The sequence below is a fragment of the Chloroflexota bacterium genome (assembly GCA_026708035.1).
Lineage (GTDB): Bacteria > Chloroflexota > UBA11872 > UBA11872 > UBA11872 > JAJECS01.
Genome location: JAPOVQ010000006.1, coordinates 60,917 through 86,032, shown reverse-complemented (window position 1 = coordinate 86,032; position 25,116 = coordinate 60,917). Strand labels below are relative to the sequence as shown.

The window sequence follows — 25,116 nt, the reverse complement described above, 5'->3', positions numbered from 1 at the left end:
TCGCGCGTTCAGGCGACGGTGCACGCCGACGCCCGATTATAGATCGGCTGGCCGTGTCTGCGTTCGCCAGGCCTCGGTTGGATGGGCGCCCTCAACGGCTGCGCTGACCACGTAGGTCTCACACGAGTGACCGCTGTCGAGGCAGGCGTCGGCCATCGAGCTGGCCACCGAGAGGTTGCGGTCGCGCGGACCGAACGCAATGACGGTGGGCCCCGACCCACTGAGGGCTGTCCCATGGGCGCCCGCTTCCAGCGCCGCCGCCATGCAGGGCTCCAGCGCCGGATTGAGTGCGGCGCGGTAGGGCTGGTGGATCCGGTCGGTCATTGCCTCTTGGAACAGGTCGAAACGCTCCTGGCTCACGGCGCCCACCATCAACGCCGCGCGGGCGAGGTTGGCCACGGCGTCGGCCCGCGGAACCTGATCGGGCAGGACCTGACGCGCGCGGTGGGTCGGTACCCGGTAGCCCGGCACGACCAGCACAATCCCCACCGTTGCCGGGAATTCGAGCCGCAGCCAGTCAAGGTCGGGTCCGTCCGGTACGGTGACCACCATGCCGCCGAGCAACGCGGGCGCCACGTTATCCGCATGCCCCTCGAGCTCGACCGCCCGCCGCAGCAGGTCGTCCTGGGGTACGTCGAGGTCGAAGGCGAGCGTGGCCGCCACGAGCCCGCCAACGATGGCGCTGGCCGAGCTGCCCAGGCCCCCCTGGGCGGGGATGATCCGCCGAGCGTGGAGCCGATAGGGGCCGGCCGCCGGCGGCGCGAGAGACCGGAACGCGCGAAAGGCCAGATTGCGCCGGACATCGCGCGGCACGAATTCGGCGAACTTTCCCGTGGCCTCGATGTGGTCGTGACTGCTGGGCTCGAACCTGTAGGTGTTCCGCAGTTCCAGGGCCAGCCCAAGCGCATCGAACCCGGCGCCCAGATTCCCCGACGACGCCGGGACGGCAACCTCGGCCCATCCGGGGCCGCTCACGGCCGCGGCGAAGTCCCGGGACCGGCCGTCAGCCGCCTGACGCTCGACACCCACCAGACGCCCTGTTGCCGATGCGGGGCGGCCATTCGGTGCGCATTGATGCTGAGCAGAATGCCGATGGCCGCCAGCGTGACCACCAGAGAGTTTCGGCCGAAGCTCAGCAGCGGAAGCGTGATTCCGGTCACTGGCATCAGCCCCACGTTCATGCCGATGTTGACGAAGGATTGGAAGAACAGCATGCCCGCAATGCCGATGGCGAGGTAGCGGCCAAAATCGTCGCGCGCGCGAATGGAGATGATCACGGCCTGAATGAGCAGGATGGCGAAAAACAAGATGACGCCCAGGGCGCCGACGAATCCCAGCTGCTCGCCGAGCACGGCGAAGATGAAGTCGGTGTCGCGGACGCGCAAGAACTCGAGTTGCGACTGCGTGCCCTGGCCGATGCCCTGTCCCCACCAGCCGCCCGAGCCAATCGAAATCCGAGCCTGCAGCACGTTATAGCCGGCGCCAAGTGGATCGCTCCCAGGGTCGAGGAACGCGACGAAGCGCTCACGCATATAGTCCTGCGCAAAGAACCAGCCAAAGGGGAATGCGGCCAAGGCCATCCCCGCCGGAATCAGCGCATGCCACCAGCGCGCGCCGGCGACGAACACCATCGCCAACCAGATCGCCACGAATACCAACGCCGAGCCGAGGTCCGGCTCGATGAATACCAGTGCCGCGGGCGCCAGCACGATGAGCAAGCTCAGCAGCAGCGTCCGAATGGAACGAACGCCTTCGCCGCGCCGCGCCAGAAACCGTGCCAGAAAGATGATGACGGCGAGCTTCATAATCTCGGACGGCTGGATGACGATGGGACCGACCACGAACCAGCGTTGGGCGCCCAGGCTGGCGTCGCCGAACACCACCACGGCGGCAACCAGGATCGTCCCGAGAATGAACGCCGGCAGGGCCACGGCATTGAGCAGGCGATAGTCAAGGAAGGCCATCACCAGGGCGACGGCGAAACCGATGGCCACGAACACGCCCTGCTGCACCGCCTTGTGGTCCAGGCCGGTTTGGCCGGGATCGCCGGTGGTGGAGAGCATGAGAATTCCCGCCGAAACCAGCGCGATCGACGGAATGATGACGGCGAGATCGAAGCGCCGCAGGGTGTGCGTCATGCCAGCCGCCGAGTTGGCGGGATGAAGTCCGGACGGTCCTGGGGCAGCGGAGGCATTTCACCCGACATCAAGTAGTCGATGATGTCCCGTGCGATCGGCGCGGCTGCGAATGCGCCCTCGCCACCGTCGCGAACCAGGACGGCGAATGCGTATTCGGGCTTGCCTGCCGGGGCGTAGCCCGCAAACCACGCATGGCTGGGGAGCTTGCCTTGGGAGTCCCGCGTTCCACTGTATTCGGCGGTGCCGGTTTTTCCCGCCACGACGGCGAACTCCGAGCGTGCCCACTTGCCGGTGCCATTGCGACCGTTGACGGCCTCCAGAAGCGCATTGCGGATCAGGCGCAGGTGCTCATCCGAGACGGGCAATCGCCCACGCTCGCTGATGGGCAGGCGCTGGAGCACGTTGCCCTGCGTGTCGACGATGCGGTCCACCAGGCGCGGGCGCAGCAGGCGCCCGCCGTTGCCGACGGCCGCATACATCATGGCGATCTGCAGCGGCGTGACCTGCACCAGCCCCTGGCCAATGGCCGCGTGGTAGGTATCGCCCGTCACCCAAGACTGTCCCAGGTTGCCCTGCTTCCACTCGGCGGTTGGCACCAGTCCGGCCGCCTCGCCGGGAAGGTCAATTCCGCTGACTTCGCCGAACCCAAACCCTCGCTCGAACTCCACCAGCCGCCGATTGCCGAACCCGGTGAGATTGGTATATGGATTGCCCCCGGAGATGTTGTAGAAGTAGATGTTGCAGGACTCCGAAATGCCCCGGTGCAGGTCGACCATGCCGTGTCCGGTCGCCAGCCAGTCGTTGAAGGCCCAGCCGGTTGGCAGCACCAACTGACCGTCGCACCGGATCTTGGTTTGCGGTAAGACGATCCCCGTTTCGAGCGCCGCCGAGGCCGCAATGACCTTGTAGCTGGAGCCGGGCGGGTAGAGGCCGGCCACCGCATGATTGATGAGGGGGCGGCGCGAGTCCGTGACCAGCCGCGTCAGCACGCTGCGGTCTCCGCCCACTCCGAACGCGTTGTTGTCGTAGTCCGGCAGGCTGGCGAGCGCCACGACCGATCCGTCCTCCGGTCGAATGACGACGGCGACGCCGGCGCCGGAGTCACGGAGGGCCAGATGCCGCGCCAGAATCTCGCGGATGGCCCGCTGCTCGCGAACGGAGACCGTCAGCACGAGGTGCCGTCCCTCGACCGGCGCTTGGGATTCGATCTCGTTCAGCTCGCGCCCCAGCGCGTCGATCTGGACCTTCCGCGAGCCGTCGGCGCCGCGCAGCGCCCCCTGAAACTGGCGTTCCAAGCCGGCCAGCCCGACCGTCTCATCGAAGCCCACGCCAAGCGCCTGGTACTCCTCCAGCGCCTCGGCGGGGACGGGGCCGACGAATCCCAGCATGTGCCCAAAGACGTCGCCGTGGAGATAGTTCCGGCGAATCCCGGAACGAACCTGCACGCCGGGCAGGTCGTGGCGTCGCTCCTCGATCGCCAGCGCCGAATCCCGCTGCACGTCCGCCGCCACCTGCACCGGGCGACCCGGATCGTAGCGGGCCTGCGACAGCTTGAGGCGCACGTCGTCCGGTCGCTCGCCCGTGAGGGCGGCCAGGCTGGCGATGATTGAGCCTTCGCGAGACTTTGGCACGTCGGCCGGTGTGACCCACACGCCGAAAACGGGGATGTTGCGCACCAGGGGCTCGCGGTTGCGGTCAAAGACCAGACCGCGGATCGGCCGCACCGGTTCGGTTCGCAGGCGATTCCGCGCCGCTTGTTCCTGGTAGGCCTCGGTTTCAACGACCTGGAGCTGCCAGAGTCGTCCCGCCAGAGCCGTGTTGGCCGCCACCACGGCGCCTCCGAGGATCAGGCCGCGCCGGAGTTTGCGATTGGCGCTCGCGCCGCCGTCGCTCTTGGTTCCGGGCGCCCCCGCCGCCGATTGATCGCCCGGCCCGCTGTTCGCCGCCATAGCTTCTAGCGTACTCCTCGAAACGTCGGAATTGGGCGACCGTGCGTCCAGCGTTCGAGCACCCGCACGGGGTAGTAGAGCACCGCCGCGGCGCCCAGATTGACGACGATCGCCGGCCACAGGCGGGCGGGCAGATGGGCCTCCCACGCGACATCGAACCCCTGCAGCTGAAGGGCGAGCAGCACGCTTGGGTAGTAGGCGGCGGTTGCGAGCGCGACCGCGACGACCGGGATGAGCAGGTTCGCGCGGTCGACACCGCCAAAGCCCCCTCCGGCCACGTAGGCGATCAGCGTGAACAGCAGGGCGTTGGTTCCGAGGGGCGCGGCTGAAAACAGGTCGACCAGCAGCCCGCCGCCGAAGCCCCAGCCGAGGGCCCGCGTCCCCACCTGCATCGTGGCCAGAATCACGACGCTGACGAGGACCAGCGACGGTTGCGCGCCCATGATCTCGAAGTAGGGCAGCACCGAGGTTTGCACCAGGGCCAGCAGCGCCAGAAACAGCGCCGCCGCCAATGTGCCGGGCGATGGGAGCCAGCGCACACCGCGCGCGGCCGTGCCCAGATGCGAAACCATGCCTACGCCCCGGCGGTCTGCCCGAGGATGACCTGGACGACGTCCAAGTGCTCGGGCTGCACGAGCGGCGCCACGATCGCCTGGCGCAGCACGCTCGTGGGCGAGACCTCGATGGCCACGATCCGCCCCACCGGGATCCCGCGCGGGAGGCTGCCGCCAAGGCTGGAGGTCACGACCGGGTCGCCCACCATGATCGCGGCCTCGGCGTCAATGTGGCGCATCACCAGATCGGCGCCGTTGGTCCCGTCTAATGTGCCGTCCGCCGTGGCCTCGTCACCCTGAGCCAGCACGCTCACCGTGCTCTGCGGACTGTGCACGGGCAGGATGTCGGCGGTGGTGTCGGTCACCTTGGTCACGCGGCCCGCCAATCCCCCGTTGGCCACCACCGCCATACCCGCCCGGATGCCTGAGGACGCGCCGCGATCGATCACGATCGTGTCCAGCATGTCGAGGCTGTCGCGCCCGACAATGCGGGCGGTCACCAACTCCAGCTCGGGGTTTTCGTCCAGGTAGGTCAGGGCCTCTCGAAAGCGCTCGTTCTCGCGTTCGGCGTCGCTGAGGCGGGTGGCCTGCGCTCGAAGCTCGGCCACTTCAACCCGCAGCGCGGCATTCTCCTCGCGCATTTCGCCAAACCGCTCGAGGTCGGTCAGCGCTCGCGAGGCGCCGTTGGCGACCGTCGTGAAGGCGCTCCGCACGGGTTCCACCACCCGCAGGACGAGGCCCTCCACCGGAACGCTGGCGCCGGTGTTGTGCAGCATCGAGAGCACGACCGCCGCGACGATCAGCCCGATCAGCACGATCGCGGCTCGTTGCCCCCCCCGCATGCTCGTGACCACCTAGCCGTAGGGCGATCTGTTCTCGGCGACGAAGACTTCGCGGTACGCCTCGAGGTTGTGCAGGCACGCTCCCGTGCCCCGCACGACCGCCTCAAGCGGATTCTCCGAGACGTGTACCGGAATGTCGGCCTCCTGCTCGATGCGCTTGTCCAGATTGCGCAGCAACGCCCCACCGCCGGCGAGATAGATGCCGTGCTCCATGATGTCGGCCAGCAGCTCAGGGGGCGTGGCCTCGATGGCGAGCTTCACGTTGTCAACGATTTCGGTCACCGGCCCGCCAATCGCCTCGCGGATGTGCCCGGAGGTCAGCTCGGCCTGGCGCGGCAGCCCGCTCTGCAGGTCACGGCCGCGGACAAGCACGGTGTCTTCCTGCAAACCGGCGTAGGCCGATCCGACGGCGATCTTGCAAGCCTCCGCCGTGCGCTCGCCGATGAGCAGCATGTGCTCGTTGCGGCAGTACTCCACGATCTGCTCGTCGATCTCGTCGCCCGCCACGCGAATGCTGTGGCTCACCACCACGCCGCCCAGTGAAATCACGGCGACCTCGGTCGTGCCGCCGCCGATGTCCACGATCATGTTGCCCGTGGCCTCCTGAATCGGTTGTCCGGCGCCGATGGCGGCAGCCATCGGCTCCTCGATCAGGTACACCTCGCGGGCGCCGGCCTGCAGGCTCGCCTCGTGGACGGCGCGCTTCTCAACCTCGGTGACGCCGGAGGGCACGCCGACGATCACGCGGGGACGCGGCGCGAACGGCAGCTCATCGTGCACGCGGCTGATGAAGTACTGCAGCATGGTTTCCACAGTGTCGAAATCGGCGATCACGCCGTCGCGCAGCGGTCGCATGGCCGTGATGTTGGACGGAGTTCGGCCCACCATCTTCTTGGCCTCGGCGCCCACGGCCAGCACGCGCATCGTGTTCTGGTCGGTCGCGACCACCGACGGCTCGGACAGCACCACGCCGCGGTCTTTCGCATAGACCAGGGTGTTCGCCGTGCCAAGGTCGATGCCGAGGTCGCGCGAGAAGAGCCCGAGAAGCGTGTTGAACGGACCAAACATCAGACCGCTTGCTCAGCTCTTCCATTCCGCGGGCGGCGCCGCGGACGCGTAACGCAGAATAGCCACTCCCTTCGGTCGCCAGAGTCGCCCCTGGCGGCGGATCCCGCCGCGCTAGCCCACCAGAACGTGCGCGAGCGCCTCGTCAACCGTGGTCGCGAGGGCGAATTCGAGGCCTTGCCGGGTGTCCGCGTCCAGCTCGTCCAAGTCTTGCCGGTTGCCATGCGGCAGCACGAAGGTCTCAATGCCCGCGCGTTGGGCGGCGAGGACTTTCTCCTTGATTCCGCTGACCGGCAGCACGCGCCCGCGCAGCGTGATTTCTCCGGTCATGGCCGCGCTGCCGCGCACCTTGCGCCGGGCGAGGGCCGAGACCAGCGCGGCGGCGATGGCCACGCCCGACGCCGGGCCTTCCTTCGGCAGGGCGCCCTGGGGCACGTGCACGTGAATGTCCACGGCGTCGAAGTCGGACGCGCCATAGCCAAACTCGTCGGCGTGCGCCCGGGCATAGGTGATGGCGGCGTGGGCGGACTCCTGGATCACGTCGCCCAGGGAGCCCGTCAGCGTGACCTTGCCGGCGCCCTCGGCAATGGAGACCTCGATCGGCAACAAGTCTCCGCCCGCCGGCGTAGTGAACACCGCGGTCGCCACGGCGTGCGCGTCTTCGCTCTCCGCCTTTCCATAGCGATATTTCGGCGGGCCGAGGTATTCCGGTATGTCCGCGGGTCGAATCCGTTGCTGCGCCTCGCGCCCCTCGGCGCGGGCCAGGGCTTGCTTGCGGGCGATGGTGGCGATGGCGCGCTCAAGCTCGCGCACGCCGGCCTCGCGGGTGTAGGCCTGCACGATGCGCCGCAGGGTGTCCCGTTCGAACTCCAGCGCATCGGCGCTCAGCCCGTGCTCATGCAGCTGCCGGGCGACGAGGAAATGCTCTGCGATGGCCACCTTTTCGTCTTCGACGTAGCCCGGAAGCTCGATCACCTCCATGCGGTCGACCAGCGCGGGCGGCAGGCCGTGCAGCGTGTTAGCCGTGGCGATGAACATCACCTTGCTGAGGTCGAAGGGCAACTCCAGATAGTGATCGCTGAAGGTGTGGTTCTGCTCCGGGTCCAGCACTTCGAGCAGGGCGGCGGCGGGGTCGCCGCGAAAATCCAGCCCCAGCTTGTCGATCTCGTCGATCATGAAGACGGGATTGACGGTCCCGGCTTCTCGCATCTTCTGCAGGATGCGGCCGGGCATGGAGCCCACGTAGGTCATGCGATGGCCGCGAATCTCGGCCTCGTCGCGCACGCCGCCCAGCGACACGCGCACGAAGGTCCGGCCCAGGGCCTCGGCGATGGAGCGACCCAGGCTCGTCTTGCCGACTCCCGGCGGTCCCACGAAGCAGAGGATGGGGCTACGCGAGCGTCGCGCGAGGTGGCGCACCGCGATGTACTCCAGCAAGCGCTCCTTCACGTCCTTCAGGCCGTGGTGGTGCTGGTTGAGGATGTCCTCCGCCCGCGCCACGTCCGTCTTGTCCCTGGATCGGCGCCGCCAGGGCAATTCCGTGAGCCACTCCAGGTAGGTGCGCAGCACGCTGGTTTCGGGCGATCCGTGCGGCAGAGCGTTGAGGCGGTCGATCTCCTTGAGTCCACGCGCGACGACGGCCTCGGGGTATGCGCCGGACTCCAGCCGTTCGCGAATGGCGGCGATCTCGGCGTTCTGGGCGTTGGTTTCCCCGATTTCCTTGATGATCGCCCGCATCTGCTCGCGCAGGTAGAACTCGCGCTGCTTGATATCGACGTCGTTGCGGGTGCTTTCGCGGATCTCCTGCTCGAGCTTGAGCACGCGGATTTCCTCGTCCAGCAACGTGCGCACGCGATCCAGCCGCTCCGCCACGTCGCGCATTTCCAGCAGCGTCTGGTGATCGTCCAAGGAGAGGCTGAGCGACGCCGCCACCACGTCCGCCAGCAGCCCGGGTGTCTCGGCGTTCATGGCGCGAATCTGCGCCTCTTCCGAAATCGTGTCGCTGAGCCGGGCGACGCGCTGGAAGAGCTCCAGCACCTCCGGCATCGCCGCGCGTGAGGCCGCGGGGTCCTCGTCCAGGTCCTCCACGACCTGGCCCACGACCCGCACGATGGGGTACTCGCTGAGGACCGAGACGACGCGGACGCGCCGCACGCCGTGCACGAGCACGCTGGTCGTCCCGTCGGGCAACCGCAACATGCGGATGATCCGCGCCTCGGTCCCCATCTCGTGCAGGTCCTCGAAGCCGACTTCCTCCTTGTTGGGCTCGCGCTGGGCCACGGCCAGGATGCGCCGGTCGCGGGCCAACGCGTCTTCGATGGCCGACACGGAGCCCTCGCGTCCAACGAGAAACGGCGTCATGGTCTCGGGAATGGGGTAGAGCGATTCGGCGCGCAGGGGCAGCACCGGCAGCTCCACTCGCTCGGTCCCGGTTGCGTCCTGATCGTCGGGGTCGATGATCTCGAGTTCGGGCGGAATCGGCTCGTGCTCGAGGATGGTCACGGGACCGGGCTGATCTCTGGAACCGAGCGCCCAATTTGGCGCAGGAACTCCAGCGGGTTGTCCGCCACCACGGTCTCGGTTTCGTCGGCGTTCAAACCCGCCCCGCGCGCCACGCGTCGGGCCAAGGGCTCCGACAGCAGGTCACCCGGGGAATGCGCGTCGCTGTTCACCAGCAACCGCGCTCCCGACGCCCGGGCCAGCGCGGCCACGTGCCCGTTGGTGAGCGAGTGCCCGCGGCGCGCCGAGAGCTCCAACCACTTGCCGTTGCGCTGCGCCAACTGCGCCAGCTCCGGGCTCAGCAGACCCGGGTGCACCAGCGCGTGCACGTAGTCCGACTCCAGCGCGGCGCGATTGGTGCCGGCGGCGACCGGCTCGGCGATAGTCTCGCCGTGGACGCCCACGATCTCGGCCCCCGCTTCCGCCGCGCTTCGCGCCACCGCGTCGATCTCGCCCGGCGGCACGTGCGTGATCTCCACGCCCGGAATGGCCACGATGCCCCATGCCTCCTCCGCGATGCGGCAATCGCGGGCCAGGGCCGGCACGAGCGTGTGGACGTTGGCGGGACTGGCGTGATCCGTCACGGCCACGGCGGTGTAGCCCGCGACGTGGCAGCGCCGCAAGAGCTCGATCGGCGAAAGCTCGCCGTCGCTGAGAAACGTGTGCGTGTGAAAGTCGAAGAGCACGAAAGCCACGCCGAATGTCCGGGGAGGCTCCTGATTCTATGAGCCTGCATGCCGGGGACTCAATGCGCCGCGGTCTGAAGTCTGCCGGTGCCGTCTCCAGACGTGTCGGCGCTCATCACGCCGGTACTATGGCGCGATGAGCCCGATTCCCGCGCGCTACAACACCGGCTACAACGTCGGCGTGGGCGGCGCCGTCGTGGACGGTGACCGCGTCTTGCTCGTGCGCCGCGCCACCGACTACGGGCGCGGCAGCTGGCAGATTCCGGGCGGGTTCTGCGAGGCCGACGAGACGCTGCCCGAGGCCGCCGTCCGCGAGGTCCAGGAAGAAGCCGGTATCACGACCGAGGTCCAGGGGCTGCTGGCGGTGCGCTCGCGGCACGCCGAGGACCACTCCACCTACGTGGTGTTCCTGCTCCGGCGCGTCGCCGGCGAGCCCACGCCCGGCGACGAAGTCGACGCCGCCCGCTTCCTCACCATGGAGGAGATCGACGCGCTCGACAAGGTTCCCGAGATCAACCGCGCCATCGCCGCGCGCGCGCTCAGCCCCTCGCGTGAACTGCTCCAACGCGCCGCGGTCGAGTCGCCGATTCCAGGACCTTACGACCTCTTTCTGGGCTAGGCGCGGTCCGGGATAGCCGCAGGGGCGCCCTAAACCAGCGCCAGCGGGCGCACCGGCGAGCCCGTCGCGCCGACCAGCTTGAGCGGCGAGAGCACGAATCCAAACTCGTAGACGCCGTCGGCGGCCAGGGTTTCCAGGTCGGCCATTTCGAGGATGTGGATGCCGTTGCGCGCGAGGAAGATCAGGTGCACCGGCATGGCCGCGCCGGGGATGACCTGCTCGAACGCGGCCGTGTCCGACCCGCCCAGGAAGATTCCGCGCTCGACCAGCCACTCGGCGGCGTCGGCGTTGACGCCGGGCTGACCCTCGCTCTCGGCCAAGTACGCCGGCGGATCGTCCCAATGGCGCATCCACCCGGTGCGCACCAGCACGCAGTCGCCGGCCTGGATCTCCACGCCCTGGGCCTTGGAGACGCCCTGCAGGGTCTCGGCATCGGCCCCGTAATCCGGCGGCAGAATGTCCACGCCCTCCGCGCCCGCCACGTCGAGCAGCACGCCGCGCCGTACGACCGGCTCAATGGTGTCCACGCCTATCGATTTCATGCCCCGGCCGCCCTGCTGGTTGCAGCTCGCGTCCACGCCGCCGAAGAGCTGCCCGTGCTCGGAGACGTGCGCCAGGGAGTCGATGTGCGTGCCCGTGTGACCGCACATGACGATCAGCTCGTTGGATGAGCTGTAGCCGCCGGGCCGGAAGGTGTCGCCGTGGCGTCGCTGAAGCGTGAAGATGTACGGCGGGTGCGCCGGATGCACCGGCATGTCCATCTCGTAGCGCGTGCCGAGGTCGTACACGCGCGACGCCGTGAGCTGGTCGATCACTTCGGGATTCGCCGCCGTTGCCTGTGCCATTGGTGGATCCTCCGGTCAATGCCTAGCAGGGGGCCGTTCCCGCCATAGTGGCGCACCGCGCGGTCCCGGACCACCGGCCCGCGCGTAGAATCGCGCGTCCGCCCACGCCGAGCGATGCCATGGCCCCTGAAAGCGTCACGCTGCGGAACGGCGAGCGCATGCAGATTGTGCGCTTGCTCCCGCCGATGGACACGTTCGGCGGCCGCGTCCGCACCTGGGAGCCGCTGCAAGACGACCTGTTCGGCGGGGCGCTGGCCGAGACGCTTTACACGCCCTATTTCGTGGGAATCATCGACGGTGACTACGCCGGATCGCTGGGCTACTACGTCCCCGCCGACACGCGCGACGTCGGCATCGTGGAGTTCGTGGCGACCGAGGACCGGCACCGCCGCAAGGGCGTGGCCGACGCGCTGATGGGGCGCATGCTGCAAGAGTTCGTGGCGAACGGTGGCCAGGCGCTTCACCTGTGCACGACCAATCCGGTCGCCGGCCACCTCTATGAGAACCACGGCTTCTGGTATCGCGTCGGCGACGGCATGCGCTTCACGGTGGCGGACGCGGACGAATTCGACGCGACGTATTTGGCCTTCGACGGCGAGCCGGTGGTGCGGGACGCCGTCTGGGGCGATCTGCCGCGCGCCGCCATTCTCTACAACATGCGCGAGCCGGCCTGGCTGCTCAAGGAGGTCCTGGACGACTGTCTCCGCGACACCCGCTACGAGTACCACTTCGCGCGCCTGAAGCTCCGCGTCCAGGATTCAAAGGGCGCCATGCTGGTTCTAGCCACGCCGAAGAACCGCGTGGTCGGACAGACGGTCTTCGTGTGCCGCGACACGTTCTCGCAGCAGCACGTGGCCACGCTCTCATTGCGCGTGGCGCCGGCTTACATGGACCACGCCGTGACGTTGCTGCGGGCGGCGATCGACCGAGCCGGCGAAATCGGCGTGAGCGTGCTCGAGTTCCCGATCGCAGCCACCGACGAGGATCTCGCGGATATCGCACACGCCGCGGCCTTCACCGAGGCGGCGCGTCTGCCGAATCGCATCCGCGACGGAGACGCCTGGGTCGACCTGTGCCTGTTCGAGCTCGTGCTCGATCCGCCTGACCGCGCCTTGCACGAGTCGATGACCTACTACGCCAACCGCCACCCCTGGCACGTAGAGCGCATCGCCGAGGGACCGGGCTAGTCGGACTCGGCGCGCAGCCGACGACGGCCTTCTGGCCGTGAACTGAGTTAACGGTCGGGCGCCGCCCGGTCGTCGCCGGACCCGGCCGGCTCAGGGTCCGCAATTCCCGTGGCAAAGGCATGCCGAAGACCGCCGCCGACGAGATGAGCCGACAAGACCAAGAGAACGATCAGGATCGTAGGTATGACCCCTGTTGCAGTCGTCAAGAACGCGAGACCTCGCGATTGCCCGATCATCTGTCCCCAGGTCATTGGCGGGATGGAGCTGCCAAGGCCCAGAAGGCTCAACGCGGCTTCCGCCAAGAGCGCCGCGGCGAAACCGTAGGCGACGGCCACCATCAACGGGCCCGCCAGGTTGCCGGGCATTCGACGTTCCGATCCCTCTGAATCAGGGGCGGCACCCGCTTGACGCTGGATGAGGAGTTGCCGGCGGATGAGCCTGGCAAATCCGGGCCAGCTGACAATCCCAATCGTTATGGCCACCACGCTGCCTGGTCCGGCCACTCCGAATAGAAGCGGGATTACGAGGAACATCATGAGGAATAGTGCGGGAACGGTCGTGACGACGTCCGTGATCCGCATCAAGACTCCGTCGACCAAGCCCCCGCGACTCGCCGCCGGCACACCGACGGCCAAGCCGATCACGAGGCTGATGACCGCGGCCGCCGCTCCCACGCCGACCGACCCGCGGGCCCCGTGCAGAAGCAGGCTGAAGACATCCCGACCATAGCTGTCGGTCCCAAGCCAAGGGGAAGCGCTCGAATCACCAATCGACCGCAAGGCGACGACCTGGTGGAGGTCGAAGGGAGCCACGAACGGCCCAAGAATGGCAACGGCAAGGAAGGCAAGCAGCACGACAAGCCCGGCCATGGCCGACCACTGTGACCGGAAGCGGCGTCGCGCGGTACTCCATGGACGGTGCTCCAGCGGACGGTCGATCAGTTCCAGCGGCGGGCCGAGCTGTCGCGCGGTGGCGTCGCGGCCGGCCGCGGGATGCCCGCCGGGCGTTGGCGTCGACGTCCTGGGGGATTGGCGAGTGCTCGGGTCGAGCCAGCCGCAAATCACGTCGATCAGCAGCCTTGCCGCAATCACCGCGACCGCGCCGACGAGGATGACCGCCGTCACCACCGGGTATTCGCGCTGAAACAGCGACCGATACGCCACGTGCCCCAAGCCGCCCAAGGACAACAGCGACTCGACCACCAAGGCGCTGCCCACCAGGGGCGCCAGGGATAGGCTGAGGTTTCTCAGCAACGGCACACCGACAGTCGGCAGCAGGGACAACGAGCGCACGGCCGTCTCGCTCGCCGAGCTCTCTTCGGCTCCTGGTCCTGCCGGTTCGTCCACGGGCGCGTTCAACATCGCATGCCGCGCGTTGCGCATGTAGATGGCGATGAAGGGCAGAGCCAAGACCGCAGTCGGCAGGATGGCGTGGCGTACGAGATCGAGATTGAGCGTCTCCTCGGCGCCGGGCGTCCAGAGCCCCATTGCCGGCAGCCATCCCAGCCGAACGGCAAACAGGTAGATTCCCCAAATGGCCAGGAAGGCTGTCGGGATTGAAGCAAGGAAGATGGGAATGGCACCCAGGAAACGGCTCGGGGTTGAATGCGGCCATAGGATCAAGATCAGCGCGAATGCAATGCCGATAATCAAGGCGACGGCGAGGGAGACGGCGACTAGCCCGAGCGTAACCGGAAGCGCCTCGCGGACTACGTCCCCAACCGGGCGAGCCCACTGACCGACGTGGCCCAGATTCCCGGTCAATACCTCCTTCATCCAGAACAAGTACCGCACTGGTCCGGGAGTGTCGCCGCTGAAGCGAGCTTGTAGCTCGCCAGTGTCATGCCCATTACTCCATGCTTGGCCGTAGGGGCCGAAGAGATTTGTAATCGGGTCGCCGGGATACAAGCTGATCACAATGAATATGACGATCGATATCCCCAGGAAGAGCTGGACTGCAATGAATACTTGGCGAGCGGTATATCTAATCATCGACTAAGGCTCTATTCATGAATCTAATCGGTATCACAATGTTGCGGTCGAGTCATATATATAGGGTTGCGGTCGAGTCATATATATAGGCGAGCGTACACGGATGGTTCTTGTGATGGCAAGTCCCCTCGTGTTCCCCTCGCAATGCTCGCCGACTGGCGCCACGGCCGCGGGAACAATCTACTCCGACAGGTAGCCACGTCGAACGGCCTCTTCAATCAGCCCTCGCGCGAATTCCCAAAGCTCCGGCGCGCCGTCGGCGATGGTGGCGTTCACCGCCATGACCTGCGCCTGGCGCACGCCGTGCCTGCGCCAGGCGTGGCCCTGGGTGTGGAAGTTGAGCAGCAGCGGCTGCAGGCGATCCAGCGCGAAGGCGAACTTGGCTTCGGGCGTCTGCCGCGCTTCGAACTCCTCCCACGCCGTGCGCAGCGCGGCCGCCTGATCGGGCGGCAGCAGGCCGAAGATGCGGTCGGCCGCGGCGCGTTCCTTCACGGCTTTCTGTTCGCGGGCCACCGTGTCGTAGACGAACGTGTCACCGGCGTCGATCTCGACCAGGTCGTGGACCAGCAGCATCTCGATCACCCGATTGATGTCAATCTCCTCGCGCGCGTACTCGGCGAGCAGCCGGGCCATCAGCGCCAGATGCCAGGCGTGCTCCGCGTCGTTTTCGCGCCGGCCCTCCTCGATGACAAGGGAGTTCCGGAGGATGGACTTCGCCTTGTCGATCTCGACGATGAACGCAAGCTGATGCTGGAGGCGGTCGGCGGTCACGTAGCGTCCGGGGCGGCGTCTCGCAGAAGCTCGGCCAGGTGGACCGGGCGCGGGGCGTCGGGCGTCGCGCCGTTCGAGTCCAGGTGCAGCAGGCAGCCGGGATTGTCGCCGCAGACAAACCGGGCGCCGGTGGATTCGAAGGCGTCCAGCTTGCGTTGGCGCATGCGGCCGGCCACTTCGGGAAAGTCGAACGAGAACGACCCGCCAAACCCGCAGCACTCGCCGCTGTAGGGCGCCTCGCGCACGTCATAGCCCGCGGCTTCGAGCAGCCCGCGCGTGCCGTCCCCGAGGCCGAGCCCGTGACGCGACTGGCAGGCGTCGTGCACGGTCACAACTCCGCGCGGCTCCGGCATCGCGTCAGGCTTCGGCGCGTGCCTCTCGACGTAGGTGGCGAAATCGACCAGCCGACCAGCCGCCGCCTGAGCGCGTTCCCGCCACTCCGGCTCGTCGGCAAGCAGGCGCGGATAGTCGTCACGAATGGCGCCCAGGCAGCTGGTGGACGTGCTGACGACGGTCTCGACGCCGGCCTGTTCGATGGCCTCGATAGTCTGTTTGGCCATGCGCTGGGCAGGCTCGCGGTAGCCGGCGTTGATGGCCGGCAGCCCGCAGCAGGACTCGAAGACGACGGGCGCGACGGCGCCGGCGCCGAGCACCTGCACCGCCGCCTCGCCGGTTTCCGGCGCGAGCCAGTCGGTGAGGCAGCCGGGAAAGTAGGCCACCTGTGCCTGTTCGCCGTCCTCGGCGATCAGATTCGGAAGTCGATCGCGGAAGGGACGCGCCGCCACCGGCGGCAACGGACGCGCTCGCAGCGGCGATCCCGGCAGCCGGCGCGCCAGCGCCTGCGCCCCGGGAATCCGGGTGAAGGTGCGCAGGCCGCGCTCGAATGTCTGTGGGTTAGCCAGCAGGCCCAGCGCCAGGGATTTGAGCCGATTCTTCGCGGCGCCGTCGTCAACGGCGCGTGTCCGCACCTCTTGAATCAGTTGAGGAATCGGTATGCCGGCGGGACAAACCGTGGCGCAGGCGCCGCAGCCCGCGCAGAGCGACTGCGGCCCGGCCACGTTCTCCATGCCGTGATGGAACGACGTGAGCAGCAGGCCGATGGGACCGGTGTAGATGTGGCCCATGGCGTGGCCGCCGACCTGCTGATAGGTCGGGCAGACGTTCGAGCAGGCCCCGCAGCGCACGCACTGCAGCGCGGTCTGGAACATGGGGTCGCGCCGCATGGCCTCGCGACCGTTGTCGAGCAGCACGACGTGCACGTCGCGCGGTCCATGGACGCCCAGCGACAGGGACATCTCGATGTCGGCGCTGCGGCTGGGTCCGCTGATGAACGAGACGTAGCTGGACATCGTCTGTCCCGTGGCGCTCGCCGGCAGCATGTCCAGCGTGGCCGCCGCGTCCGTCATGGTGGCGACGAGCTTGTCCACGCCGGCGACCACGATGTGCAACGACGGCAGGCTGCTGCAGAGCCGCGCGTTGCCCTCGTTGCTCACCAGCATCACGCTGCCGGTGCTGGCCACCAGGGCGTTGGCGCCCGTGATGCCGGCGTCGGCAGTGATGAACTTGTCCCGCAGGTATTCGCGCGCCGCCCGAACCAGCGTGTCCGGATCCGGCGGCAGGTCTTGTCCCGTGACGCTGCCGATCAGCTCGGCGGCGCGTTCGCGGGTGATGTGCAGCGCTGGGGCGACAATGTGCGACGGCAGCTCGTCGGCGATCTGCACCAGGAACTCGCCCAGGTCGGTCTCGACCACTTCCACGCCATCGGCTTCGAGGGCCTGGTTCAGACCGATTTCCTCGGTGGCCATGGACTTGCTCTTGACCACCATGCGCGCCGACGCATTGCGCAGCAGCTCCGCCACGGTTTCGCGCACCGCGTCCGCGTCGGCCGGGGGATGCACCACCATGCCGGCCTTCTCGGCAACCGCGGTGAACTGCTCCAGCAGGCGGGGGCCGTCGGCGACGTCGCGCTTGCGGATCGCCGCTAGCCGCGCCTGCTCGGCGGGAAAGTCGCGTCCGTGGAACGCCTCGCGCCGGCGTCCGTCCAGCAGCGGCAGCACCCGTCCCAGCGCCATCGGCAGCGAGTCCGAGTCCAGGGCGTCCCTGAGCCGCTTTTTGAAAGGCGCAACCGCGTGGCTCACGTGGCCAACCATTCGCCGACGCGATGCAGCTTGAGCAGGTTGGTGCTGGCCTTGCCCACCGGCGACGCCGCCACGAGCACCACCGGAGTTCCCGTTGCCAGCCCGAAGTTGCGGCTCAGGCCGGCGTCCAGCATCCCGATCACGGCGTCCGTATCGGGCATGGGGTCGGTGAGCAGCGGATGCACGGCACGGTGCAGCGTCAGGCGGCGGGCAATGGCTTCGTCCGCGCAAAAGGCCGCGATGGGGACGCGCGGCCTGGCTGCCGCGAGCAACTCCGCGGTGGCGCCGGTCTTGGTGAAGCAGGCGATCGCGGCGATCTCTGAGTTGGCGGCCGTCACGTCCGCCGCCGCGCGGGCCACCGCCGCGGCTGAATCGCCGGGTTCCGGCTGCCGCGCCGGGGTCGAGAACTCGTCGCCGTGGCGCTCGGTTTCGGTGGCAATGCACGCGGCCGTTTGCACGGCGGCGACGGGATGCCGGCCGATCGCCGTCTCGGCCGACAGCATCACGGCGTCTGCGTCGTCGAGAACGGCGTTGGCGACGTCGCTCACCTCGGCGCGCGTGGGACGCGGTTCCTCAATCATGGACTCCAGCATATGTGTCGCGATGATCGCCGGAACGCCTAGCGCGACGGCCTGGCGGGTCAGGCGCTTCTGGATCAGGGGCACTCGTTCGAGCTCCACGTCCACGCCCAGGTCGCCGCGGGCGAGCATCACGGCGTCGGCCGCGTGCAGGATATCCGCTGCCGCCTCGACGGCGGCGCCGGTCTCGATCTTGGCGACGATGGGGATCTTCGGCTCGCCAAGCGCGGCGCGCAGGTCGTCCACGTCGGACGCCTGACGCACAAAGGACTGCGCGATGTAGTCGGCGCCGAGCGCGCGAGCTCGCACGAGGTCTTCGCGATCATGGTCCGTGATGGCCGGCAGCGAGAGCCTCACGGCGGGCACGTTGACGCCAGCGCGTGATCGCAGGACGCCGCCGGTCACGACCTCACACGCCACGTCGTCGCCGGTAGTCGTCACGCGCAGCTCAACCGCGCCGTCCGCCAGCGAAATCCGATCGCCCGGCTCCAGGTCGCGCGCCAGCCCGTGGTGATTGGATGACGCGCCCTGCGCATCGCCGATCGCCGTGCCGCGTCTCAGCGTGAAGGTCGCTCCTGTCGTGAGCGCCACTCCGCCGGGCGGCAGCCGGCCCAGCCGAACCTTTGGACCTGCCAGGTCCACCATCACGGCCACCGGCCGACCGGCGCGCGCGGCCGCGTCGCGCACCGCCCGCGCCGCAGCCTCGTGGTCGGCAGGCGTGCCGTGCGAAAAGTTGAGTCGCGCCACGTCCATGCCGGCCGCCACCAGCTCATCGACCCGGCCAACGCTGGCGGGACCGATCGAGGCGACAATCTTGGTGCGGCGCCGCGCCATGCCGTCGGCAGTCATGCGGCAATCCCGCGATTGGAGACGCTTGCGCCATCCCTCCAGTGGAGATCGGGGGACAGGTCCGGTCCCCTCTCCCTTGATGGGAGAGGGCTAGGGCGAGGGTGATCCGGGGCTTGGAGGTGGAATGTCGACCATCCAGACAAGCGTCTCCGGTCGCCGGTAGGTCGCCGCTCGCGATCCGGCATAGAATGGCCCGCCTGGCTCGCTGCCGAGGGACTTGCCGCATGGCGGTCACCGCCGATCGACCGTCCACCACCCGCGACGACATGGTCATCGTGGATGTCGACGTCCACGTCAACGACACGCCCGAGGCGTTGGCGCCCTACGTGGACCCGCCCTATCGCCGCGTGCTGGAGCACATCAGCACGTTGCCGCGCCGCTATTTGGACATTCCGGGATATGCGCTCCGGCTCGCGATCGATCTGCCCCTGCCCGACCGCGGGGCGGGTGCGCGGTCCGTGCACACGCCGCGGCAGATGCGCGAGGACCTGGACGCGCTGGCGGTCGATATCGGCATCTTGTTCCCGGACCACCTGCTCACGATGGCGGCGCTGCCCGACGACGTCTACGCGGCGGCGCTGGGCCGCGCCTACAACGCCTGGCTGGCCGAGGAGTGGGTGAGCCGCGCGGATGGTCTCTACGGGGCCGTGGTCGCCGCGCCGCAAGACCCGGAGAACGCCGCGCGCGAGATCCGCCGCTATGGGGCGCTCGACGAATTCGTCGGCGTCTACCTGCCGACGGCGGGCGTCAGTCCGCTGTGGGGCGCCCGGCGCTATACGCCGATCTTCGAGGCCGCCGCCGAGATGGGGCTGCCGGTGATGCTCCACAGCGTGGGCCTGATTCACGCCGCGTTCCCCTTCAACGTCGAGCAGTTCCGCACGATTCTGTTCCGCCACCCGATCCAGCACGAGTTTGCCCTGATGGCCAACATGTTCAGCATGCTCGAATCGGCCATACCGGCGCGATTTCCCGACCTGCGCATCGTCTTCACCGAGGGCGGCATCTCGTGGGTGCCATTTACGATGTGGCGGCTGGATAAGGAGTACCACGAATACCGCTCGCTGGCGCCCCTGCTGGAACATCCGCCGAGCCACTACATCCGGAAGTTCTACTTCTCGACCCAGCCGATCGAGGAGCCCGAGCGTCCCCAGGACCTGGTGACGATGCTCGACATGTTCGACGGTGCCGACCAAGTGCTGTTCGCGTCCGACTGGCCCCACCACGACTTCGATCATCCGCGCCAGGTGCTCAACATGCCGTTTTCGGTGGACGCGAAGCGGAAGATCATGGGCGGAAACGCGCTGGCGCTGTTCGGCATTGACGCGCCCGTGCGCGCCGCCTAGCCCCGATGGCGCGCATCCACGCCGGATCCGCCGACGCCTTGGCGCCCGGCGAGCGCACGTTCGTCAAGCACCGCAACTTCGAGATCGGCGTCTTCAACGTCAACGGCAAGTTCCGGGCCTATCGCAACCGCTGCCCGCACCAGCTCGGCCCCGCCTGCGAAGGCGCGATCAGCGGCACGCTGATGGGCTCGGCGGACACCGACTGGCAGCTGGAGTGGGTCCTCGACGGACGCGTGCTGCTCTGCCCCTGGCACCAGGTGGAGTTCGACCTCGACACCGGCGAGCGCATCCGCGGACTCGGCGAGCGGCTCCGGGCGTACACCGTCGAGGTGGACGACGGCGAGCTTTACGTCCACGTTTAGGCGGGGCCTTCCACCACAGTAGGCGCGGCGCCGCGGTTGGACGATGGCAGCGCAGCACCGTCCGTAGACTTGCGCAGGTGGGGCCTGTGCTCGGCAGCGTCTTGTGGTGTGCGGCATGCGGATATGCCTGATTGGTGACACGCACGGCTTCGTGCCGGGACTCGAAGCGGCGATCGAGGTATGCCGGCGCCATTCGCCGGATCGCATCGTGCATTGCGGCGACTTTCTTACTGCACCGTTTTCGCCCGACCCGCCCGGCGAGACGATGGATCTCCTGCGCGCGGAGGGCGTCGACGTCATCTATGGCAACAACGAGGCCTATCTGCGTGACTGGGGAACGCCCCGCTGGGAATCGACCGTCGCCGCCCGGCGGCGCCGGCCGGACTCGCCTGACTATTTCCTGTCCCACATCGAGCGAGGGCAGGCTGCGATCAATTCCTCGGACCTCGAATGGCTGCGGGCCTTGCCGGCCGAGCTGTCGCTCGCTGGGACGCGGGAAGGGGATGTGTTCGTGTGCCATGGCATGCCCGGCAATCCGCTCGTCGCGATCTGGGACTCTGGCCCGGCCTTCACTCCGGCTTTTTCCGATCAAGAGATCGACGCGGCGCTGTCCCGCGACGGCGTCGCATCGGCCGACCTGATCCTGTGCGGCCACACTCCGGGCCCCACGCTTCTGCGTATCGCGCTTCCAAATGGCCGGGCGGCGCTCGTGGTTCGCAGCTCCGGCTACCGGCCCGGCGACGGTCTGGGGCCGTGGTACCAGGGGATTTGCGTGCTTACGGATAGCGGCGGTCCGTTGACCGGATTCGCCCGCTGGCGCATTGCCTTCGAGTGGGCGCCCTTCGAGCCGCGTGACCCGAGCTGGACCGACCTGAGGGCTCTGAGGTGATGGCCGCGTACGACCCCATCGCCGATTGGTATGCAACCGAAGTTCGCTCGGGATCGCTGAGCGCCTTTCTCCACCACCTCGCCTCTCGTCTGCTGGAGATGGCGGGCGACGTGTCCGGCAAGCGGGTCTTGGACGCAGGCTGCGGTGAAGGTCACCTGGCCCGCCTGTTCGCGCGCCAAGGGGCCGACGTGGTGGCCGTCGACATCTCGCCGAATCTCCTGCACCTCGCGCGGGGCTTCGAGGAGCAGGATCAGCTTGCCATCGAGTACGTCGAGGCGGACCTGGCCGAGGGGTTGCCGTCCCACCGAGGGTCATTCGATCTGGCGACGGCGAATATGGTGCTCGAAGACTGCGAGGATCACGTCGGCGTTCTAGGCGCGATTGCCGATGCCCTCGAGCCCGGCGGTCGGTTTCTCCTTTCGCTCAACAACCCCTACGCGGTCGCGGCACGCGGCAAGGTGGACGACTACTTCGGATCAGGAGCGCTCGCGCAAACCTTTGGCACGGAGCAAGCGCGGTATGAAGTCCCGTTCTACTACCGATCGTTCGAGGACCTAATGACGGCGTATCGGCAGCAGGGATTCCTACTTCGGAGCCTGGTGGACGTCCCGCCCAACCCGTCCGATCCGCATTTGCCTGACGATCCGGTGCCCAAGATCATGCTGCTCGAACTGGTTCGGTCCGAATTGTGAAGGTGTGGCTCAGGTCAGGCACGGTCGAAGTGGACGACGGCGAGCTAGACGTCCACGTGTAGGCGTGGCGCCGCCCCGAGACGGCATTTCGGATCTGCGCCAGACTGCGCCCGGCCATAGTGGCGGAACATCGCTACCTTGCGGCGCCTGCTTGGCTCTTCAACGTCCCGCCTGGCTCGAAGTCATCGTCGAGCCAGCGTACGAAGTTTCGCGCATGCACTATGTACGTATCCCGCGTTGATCTCTTTAGGCAACTATCCTCGACTACTTTTTCGTACCTCTCGAGGGCCTCTTGGACTTGCCGCAATGCATCATTGGGAACGTGTGGCATGTGGTTCTTCCTTTCGCAATCCTCACGCCGTTGTCGCGAGAGGCTTCCGTTGCAAATCGGTCCGCCATTCCGGCGAAGGCCGGAATCCAGCCTGCGCCGACTGTGATCAGCACTACCGGGGTTTGCAAGCGTCTCCCAGAGCGAGAGTCTAGGATTGATCCGTGCGACGATCCCGAGGCCGTGCGTGGTGCGTCGGATCTCGCTTGATGGTGCCTCGCACCCCTACTCCGCGTCTTGGTCTTCCCCCGCGTCGACCTTGCCCAAGAAGACCTGGGTCAGGATGTCGGTCTCTTGGACCGATTGGGGCGTGCCGTCGTGGACGACGCGGCCCATGTCGAGGACGTAGGCGCGGTCGACGATGTCGAGCACGCCTTTGATGTTGTGCTCGACGACCATGATGGTGGTGTTGAGTCGCTCGCTGATCTCGGCGACTTTCTGAAACACCTCCTTGACCACGACTGGCGCCAGGCCCAGGGTCGGCTCGTCGAGCAGCAGCACGTCCGGGGCGGCCATGAGCCCGCGGCCCAGGGCCAGCATTTGCTGCTGCCCGCCGGACATCTGGCTGGCGTAGTCGCGGCGCTTCTCGTGCAGGATCGGGAAGAGCTCCAGGACTGAATCGAGGCGGCGGGCCTTCTCGGTGTCGTCGTTCAGATAGAGGCAGCCCATCTCCAGGTTCTCTTGAATGGTGAGATGGGTGAAGACGCGCCGGCCTTGCGGCACGAACGCGATGCCCTGTTTGACGATCTCGTGGGTCGCCGCATCTAGCGGTTCCTGACGCCAGTAGACTTCGCCGCCGACCACGGGCGCGAGGCCCATGATGGCCTTGAGCACGGTGGATTTTCCGGCCCCGTTGGGACCCATCACCGCGACGACTTCGCCCTTCCGGACCCCCAGCGACACGTCGGTCAGTGCGCGCACGGCCCCGTAGCGCACGGAGATGTCGACCATCTCGAGGAACATCGTTCCGGCATTGCCGTCCATAGCTAGTGGCCCAGGTAGGCGTCGATGACGGTGGACCTGCCGAGCACCTCGTCGACCTCTCCCACGGCAAGCAGGCTGCCGCTGTCCAGCACGAAAATGTGGTCGGACAGCTCGCGCACGATATCCATGTTGTGGGAGACGAAGATGACGGTGCGCTTCTGCCGGCGCATCTCCTTCAGGATGGCCTTGACGCGTTCCAGCATCCGGGGAAAGAGGCCGGCAAAGGGCTCGTCGAACAGATAGATGTTCACGTCCAGGGCCATCACGCGGCCGATCTCCAGCAGCTTGCGCTGGCCGTAGGACAAATCGCCGGCCATGGCGTCGCGCTTCTCCCACATCCCGACGCTCCGGAGAATCTCCTCGGCCTTCTCTTCGTGGCGGCGCTTCGTCCGCTCCAGGAGCGAGGGAAACAGGCGGCGTTCGGTGAGGCCGACCATGATGTTGTCCCACACGCTGATCTGGTCGAAGAGCCGCACTTCCTGGAAGGTCCTGGTGATCCCGTGATCCGGCGTCTCGTGCGCCTTCAGGACGCGGATTCCAACGGTGTCGATGACGACGATGCCTTCGTCAATGGGCAGCATCCCGCTCAACAGGTTGATCAAGGTCGACTTGCCCGAGCCGTTCGGACCCACGATGCAGGTGATCCACTCTCGGAAGATGGACATCGAGAGTTCGTCCACGGCGCGAACCGCGCCGAAGCTCTTGGAGATCGCCTTCGTCTCCAGGGCGAATACGCGGGGATCGACTTCGGTTTTCATAGCCTGAACTTCCCGACCAGGCCTTGCGGCCGGAACAACATCATCAGCACGAGCAAGATTCCCAGCACGACCTGCCGGGCCTGACCGATGTGCTCGTTGGGCAGAAACGGCAGGAAGCGCATGCCCTCTTCGAGCATCACGAAGGCCATGGCCCCCAGCAGCGATCCCCAGATCGTGGCCAGCCCGCCGAGGATGACGATGGAGACTAGGAGAATCGATTCCAGCAGGATGAACGAATTGGGATCGATGAAGCTGGTCTTGCTGGCGAGCAGCGCGCCCGCCAGTCCCGCCATCATCGCGGAGATCACCCAGACGGCGAGCTTGTAGTGGGCGGTCTGGTAGCCAAAGACCTCGATGGCTTGCTCATCCTCCCGGATGGCTTTGAGCACCCGTCCAAACGATGAGGTCACGATGAACCACGAAATCACTACGACGGTGGCGAGGAACACGAGCACCAGGACGAGAAACTCGAACGCGCCGTTGAGCGTCCACCCGCCGATCTCGGGCCTGGCGATCTCATGAATGCCAAAGGCCCCCCGGGTCAGCGCGCGCCAGTTCAAGAAGATATTGAAGGCGATGACGGCGAAACCGAAGGAGACGAGGACGTAAATGTCGTCTCGGAATCGGTTGAAGGCAACGCCCACCACGATCGCCACCAACCCGGCCAGGATCACGCTGACCGGCAGCGCGGCAAAGAAGGGCCAGCCGAAAGTGGGGATGGCTTCCGTGCGCAGCTGCTCGTATGAGGCGTCGGAGCTGAGGATCGCCATCGCATAGGCCCCGATGCCAAAGAATCCGACGTGTCCCACGGACAGCAGGCCGGTATAGCCCACCACCAGGTTCAGGCTGACCGCCAAGATCGCCCAGATGGCGAAGAACGTGCTCACGTTGATGGCGAAGCCGACGCCTTGCCACAGCATGAACCCCGCCGCCCAGGACAGGATGACCAGGTTGGCCCAGAGCTCGATGTTTCCCTTGCCAAATCGGGGGCGCCGCCGCAGATCGCGTGTCCGCCGCAGCAGATTGCCGATGGCCTGGGTACTCATTGC

Annotated in this window: 22 protein-coding genes; 6 read left to right on the top strand and 16 right to left on the bottom strand. The window is 67.3% G+C overall.

Annotated features, from left to right (window positions below):
- Positions 1-36: 36 nt before the first annotated feature.
- The 8 genes from thrB to OXG33_02080 form a co-directional block, all read right to left on the bottom strand.
- Positions 37-975, bottom strand: a complete 939-nt coding sequence (gene thrB, locus OXG33_02115) for a homoserine kinase (GenBank protein MCY4112720.1) — start codon at positions 973-975, stop codon at positions 37-39.
- Positions 972-2,138: a rod shape-determining protein RodA gene (gene rodA / locus OXG33_02110; GenBank protein ID MCY4112719.1), complete on the bottom strand. Its 1,167-nt coding sequence runs from the start codon at positions 2,136-2,138 to the stop codon at positions 972-974. Before rodA ends, thrB begins: the two co-directional genes overlap by 4 nt.
- Entirely contained in the window at positions 2,135-4,087 is a 1,953-nt protein-coding gene (mrdA, locus tag OXG33_02105; GenBank protein ID MCY4112718.1) for a penicillin-binding protein 2, read from the bottom strand. Before mrdA ends, rodA begins: the two co-directional genes overlap by 4 nt.
- 5 nt (positions 4,088-4,092) lie before the next feature.
- On the bottom strand, positions 4,093-4,659 hold the full coding sequence (gene mreD / locus OXG33_02100; GenBank protein MCY4112717.1) for a rod shape-determining protein MreD: 567 nt from the start codon (positions 4,657-4,659) through the stop codon (positions 4,093-4,095).
- Positions 4,660-4,661: 2 nt separating this feature from the next.
- Positions 4,662-5,483: a rod shape-determining protein MreC gene (mreC, locus tag OXG33_02095; protein MCY4112716.1), complete on the bottom strand. Its 822-nt coding sequence runs from the start codon at positions 5,481-5,483 to the stop codon at positions 4,662-4,664.
- Between the two features lie 12 nt (positions 5,484-5,495).
- The gene (locus tag OXG33_02090) at positions 5,496-6,551 is read right to left on the bottom strand and encodes a rod shape-determining protein (GenBank protein MCY4112715.1); all 1,056 of its coding nucleotides are present in this window, start codon (positions 6,549-6,551) and stop codon (positions 5,496-5,498) included.
- Positions 6,552-6,662: 111 nt separating this feature from the next.
- A complete protein-coding gene (gene lon / locus OXG33_02085; protein MCY4112714.1) occupies positions 6,663-9,050 on the bottom strand; it encodes an endopeptidase La in 2,388 nt (795 codons plus the stop codon).
- On the bottom strand, positions 9,047-9,742 hold the full coding sequence (locus tag OXG33_02080) for a histidinol phosphate phosphatase domain-containing protein (GenBank protein ID MCY4112713.1): 696 nt from the start codon (positions 9,740-9,742) through the stop codon (positions 9,047-9,049). Before OXG33_02080 ends, lon begins: the two co-directional genes overlap by 4 nt.
- Before the next feature lie 127 nt (positions 9,743-9,869).
- Between OXG33_02080 and OXG33_02075 the strand changes: the two genes are divergently transcribed.
- Positions 9,870-10,352 carry an NUDIX domain-containing protein gene (locus OXG33_02075; protein MCY4112712.1) on the top strand — a complete coding sequence of 161 codons (483 nt, stop codon included), beginning with the start codon at positions 9,870-9,872 and terminating at the stop codon, positions 10,350-10,352.
- Between the two features lie 29 nt (positions 10,353-10,381).
- Here OXG33_02075 and OXG33_02070 read toward each other — a convergent pair whose 3' ends face one another.
- The gene (locus OXG33_02070) at positions 10,382-11,197 is read right to left on the bottom strand and encodes a cyclase family protein (GenBank protein ID MCY4112711.1); all 816 of its coding nucleotides are present in this window, start codon (positions 11,195-11,197) and stop codon (positions 10,382-10,384) included.
- 119 nt (positions 11,198-11,316) lie between these two features.
- On the opposite strand from OXG33_02070, the gene OXG33_02065 reads away from it, so the two are divergent.
- Positions 11,317-12,384, top strand: coding sequence for a GNAT family N-acetyltransferase (locus tag OXG33_02065; protein MCY4112710.1), 1,068 nt, complete (start codon positions 11,317-11,319; stop codon positions 12,382-12,384).
- Between the two features lie 47 nt (positions 12,385-12,431).
- On the opposite strand, the gene OXG33_02060 is transcribed toward OXG33_02065, so the two are convergent.
- The 4 genes from OXG33_02060 to pyk all read right to left on the bottom strand — a co-directional run bounded on the left by OXG33_02060 (position 12,432) and on the right by pyk (position 18,711).
- Positions 12,432-14,375, bottom strand: coding sequence for an ABC transporter permease subunit (locus OXG33_02060; GenBank protein MCY4112709.1), 1,944 nt, complete (start codon positions 14,373-14,375; stop codon positions 12,432-12,434).
- 180 nt (positions 14,376-14,555) lie between these two features.
- Positions 14,556-15,146: an HD domain-containing protein gene (locus tag OXG33_02055; protein ID MCY4112708.1), complete on the bottom strand. Its 591-nt coding sequence runs from the start codon at positions 15,144-15,146 to the stop codon at positions 14,556-14,558.
- Entirely contained in the window at positions 15,143-17,284 is a 2,142-nt protein-coding gene (locus OXG33_02050; GenBank protein ID MCY4112707.1) for an LUD domain-containing protein, read from the bottom strand. The genes OXG33_02055 and OXG33_02050 overlap by 4 nt, the downstream gene beginning before the upstream one ends.
- The gene (pyk, locus tag OXG33_02045) at positions 17,281-18,711 is read right to left on the bottom strand and encodes a pyruvate kinase (GenBank protein ID MCY4112706.1); all 1,431 of its coding nucleotides are present in this window, start codon (positions 18,709-18,711) and stop codon (positions 17,281-17,283) included. Before pyk ends, OXG33_02050 begins: the two co-directional genes overlap by 4 nt.
- Positions 18,712-18,935: 224 nt before the next feature.
- Between pyk and OXG33_02040 the strand changes: the two genes are divergently transcribed.
- The 4 genes from OXG33_02040 (at position 18,936) to OXG33_02025 (ending at position 21,997) form a co-directional block, all read left to right on the top strand.
- Positions 18,936-20,054 (top strand): amidohydrolase family protein, encoded by a 1,119-nt coding sequence (locus tag OXG33_02040; protein MCY4112705.1) that lies wholly within the window; start codon positions 18,936-18,938, stop codon positions 20,052-20,054.
- Positions 20,055-20,059: 5 nt separating this feature from the next.
- Positions 20,060-20,416: a Rieske (2Fe-2S) protein gene (locus OXG33_02035; protein ID MCY4112704.1), complete on the top strand. Its 357-nt coding sequence runs from the start codon at positions 20,060-20,062 to the stop codon at positions 20,414-20,416.
- A 115-nt stretch (positions 20,417-20,531) separates the two neighbouring features.
- Positions 20,532-21,305 (top strand): metallophosphoesterase family protein, encoded by a 774-nt coding sequence (locus OXG33_02030; protein MCY4112703.1) that lies wholly within the window; start codon positions 20,532-20,534, stop codon positions 21,303-21,305.
- Positions 21,305-21,997 carry a class I SAM-dependent methyltransferase gene (locus tag OXG33_02025; protein MCY4112702.1) on the top strand — a complete coding sequence of 231 codons (693 nt, stop codon included), beginning with the start codon at positions 21,305-21,307 and terminating at the stop codon, positions 21,995-21,997. Before OXG33_02030 ends, OXG33_02025 begins: the two co-directional genes overlap by 1 nt.
- Before the next feature lie 553 nt (positions 21,998-22,550).
- Here the strand turns inward: OXG33_02025 and OXG33_02020 are convergent.
- The 3 genes from OXG33_02020 to OXG33_02010 are packed head-to-tail and all read right to left on the bottom strand — an operon-like array spanning position 22,551 to position 25,113.
- On the bottom strand, positions 22,551-23,309 hold the full coding sequence (locus OXG33_02020; GenBank protein MCY4112701.1) for an ABC transporter ATP-binding protein: 759 nt from the start codon (positions 23,307-23,309) through the stop codon (positions 22,551-22,553).
- A gap of 2 nt (positions 23,310-23,311) precedes the next feature.
- Positions 23,312-24,067: an ATP-binding cassette domain-containing protein gene (locus OXG33_02015; protein MCY4112700.1), complete on the bottom strand. Its 756-nt coding sequence runs from the start codon at positions 24,065-24,067 to the stop codon at positions 23,312-23,314.
- Positions 24,064-25,113: a branched-chain amino acid ABC transporter permease gene (locus OXG33_02010; GenBank protein MCY4112699.1), complete on the bottom strand. Its 1,050-nt coding sequence runs from the start codon at positions 25,111-25,113 to the stop codon at positions 24,064-24,066. The genes OXG33_02015 and OXG33_02010 overlap by 4 nt, the downstream gene beginning before the upstream one ends.
- Between the last annotated feature and the right edge of the window lie 3 nt (positions 25,114-25,116).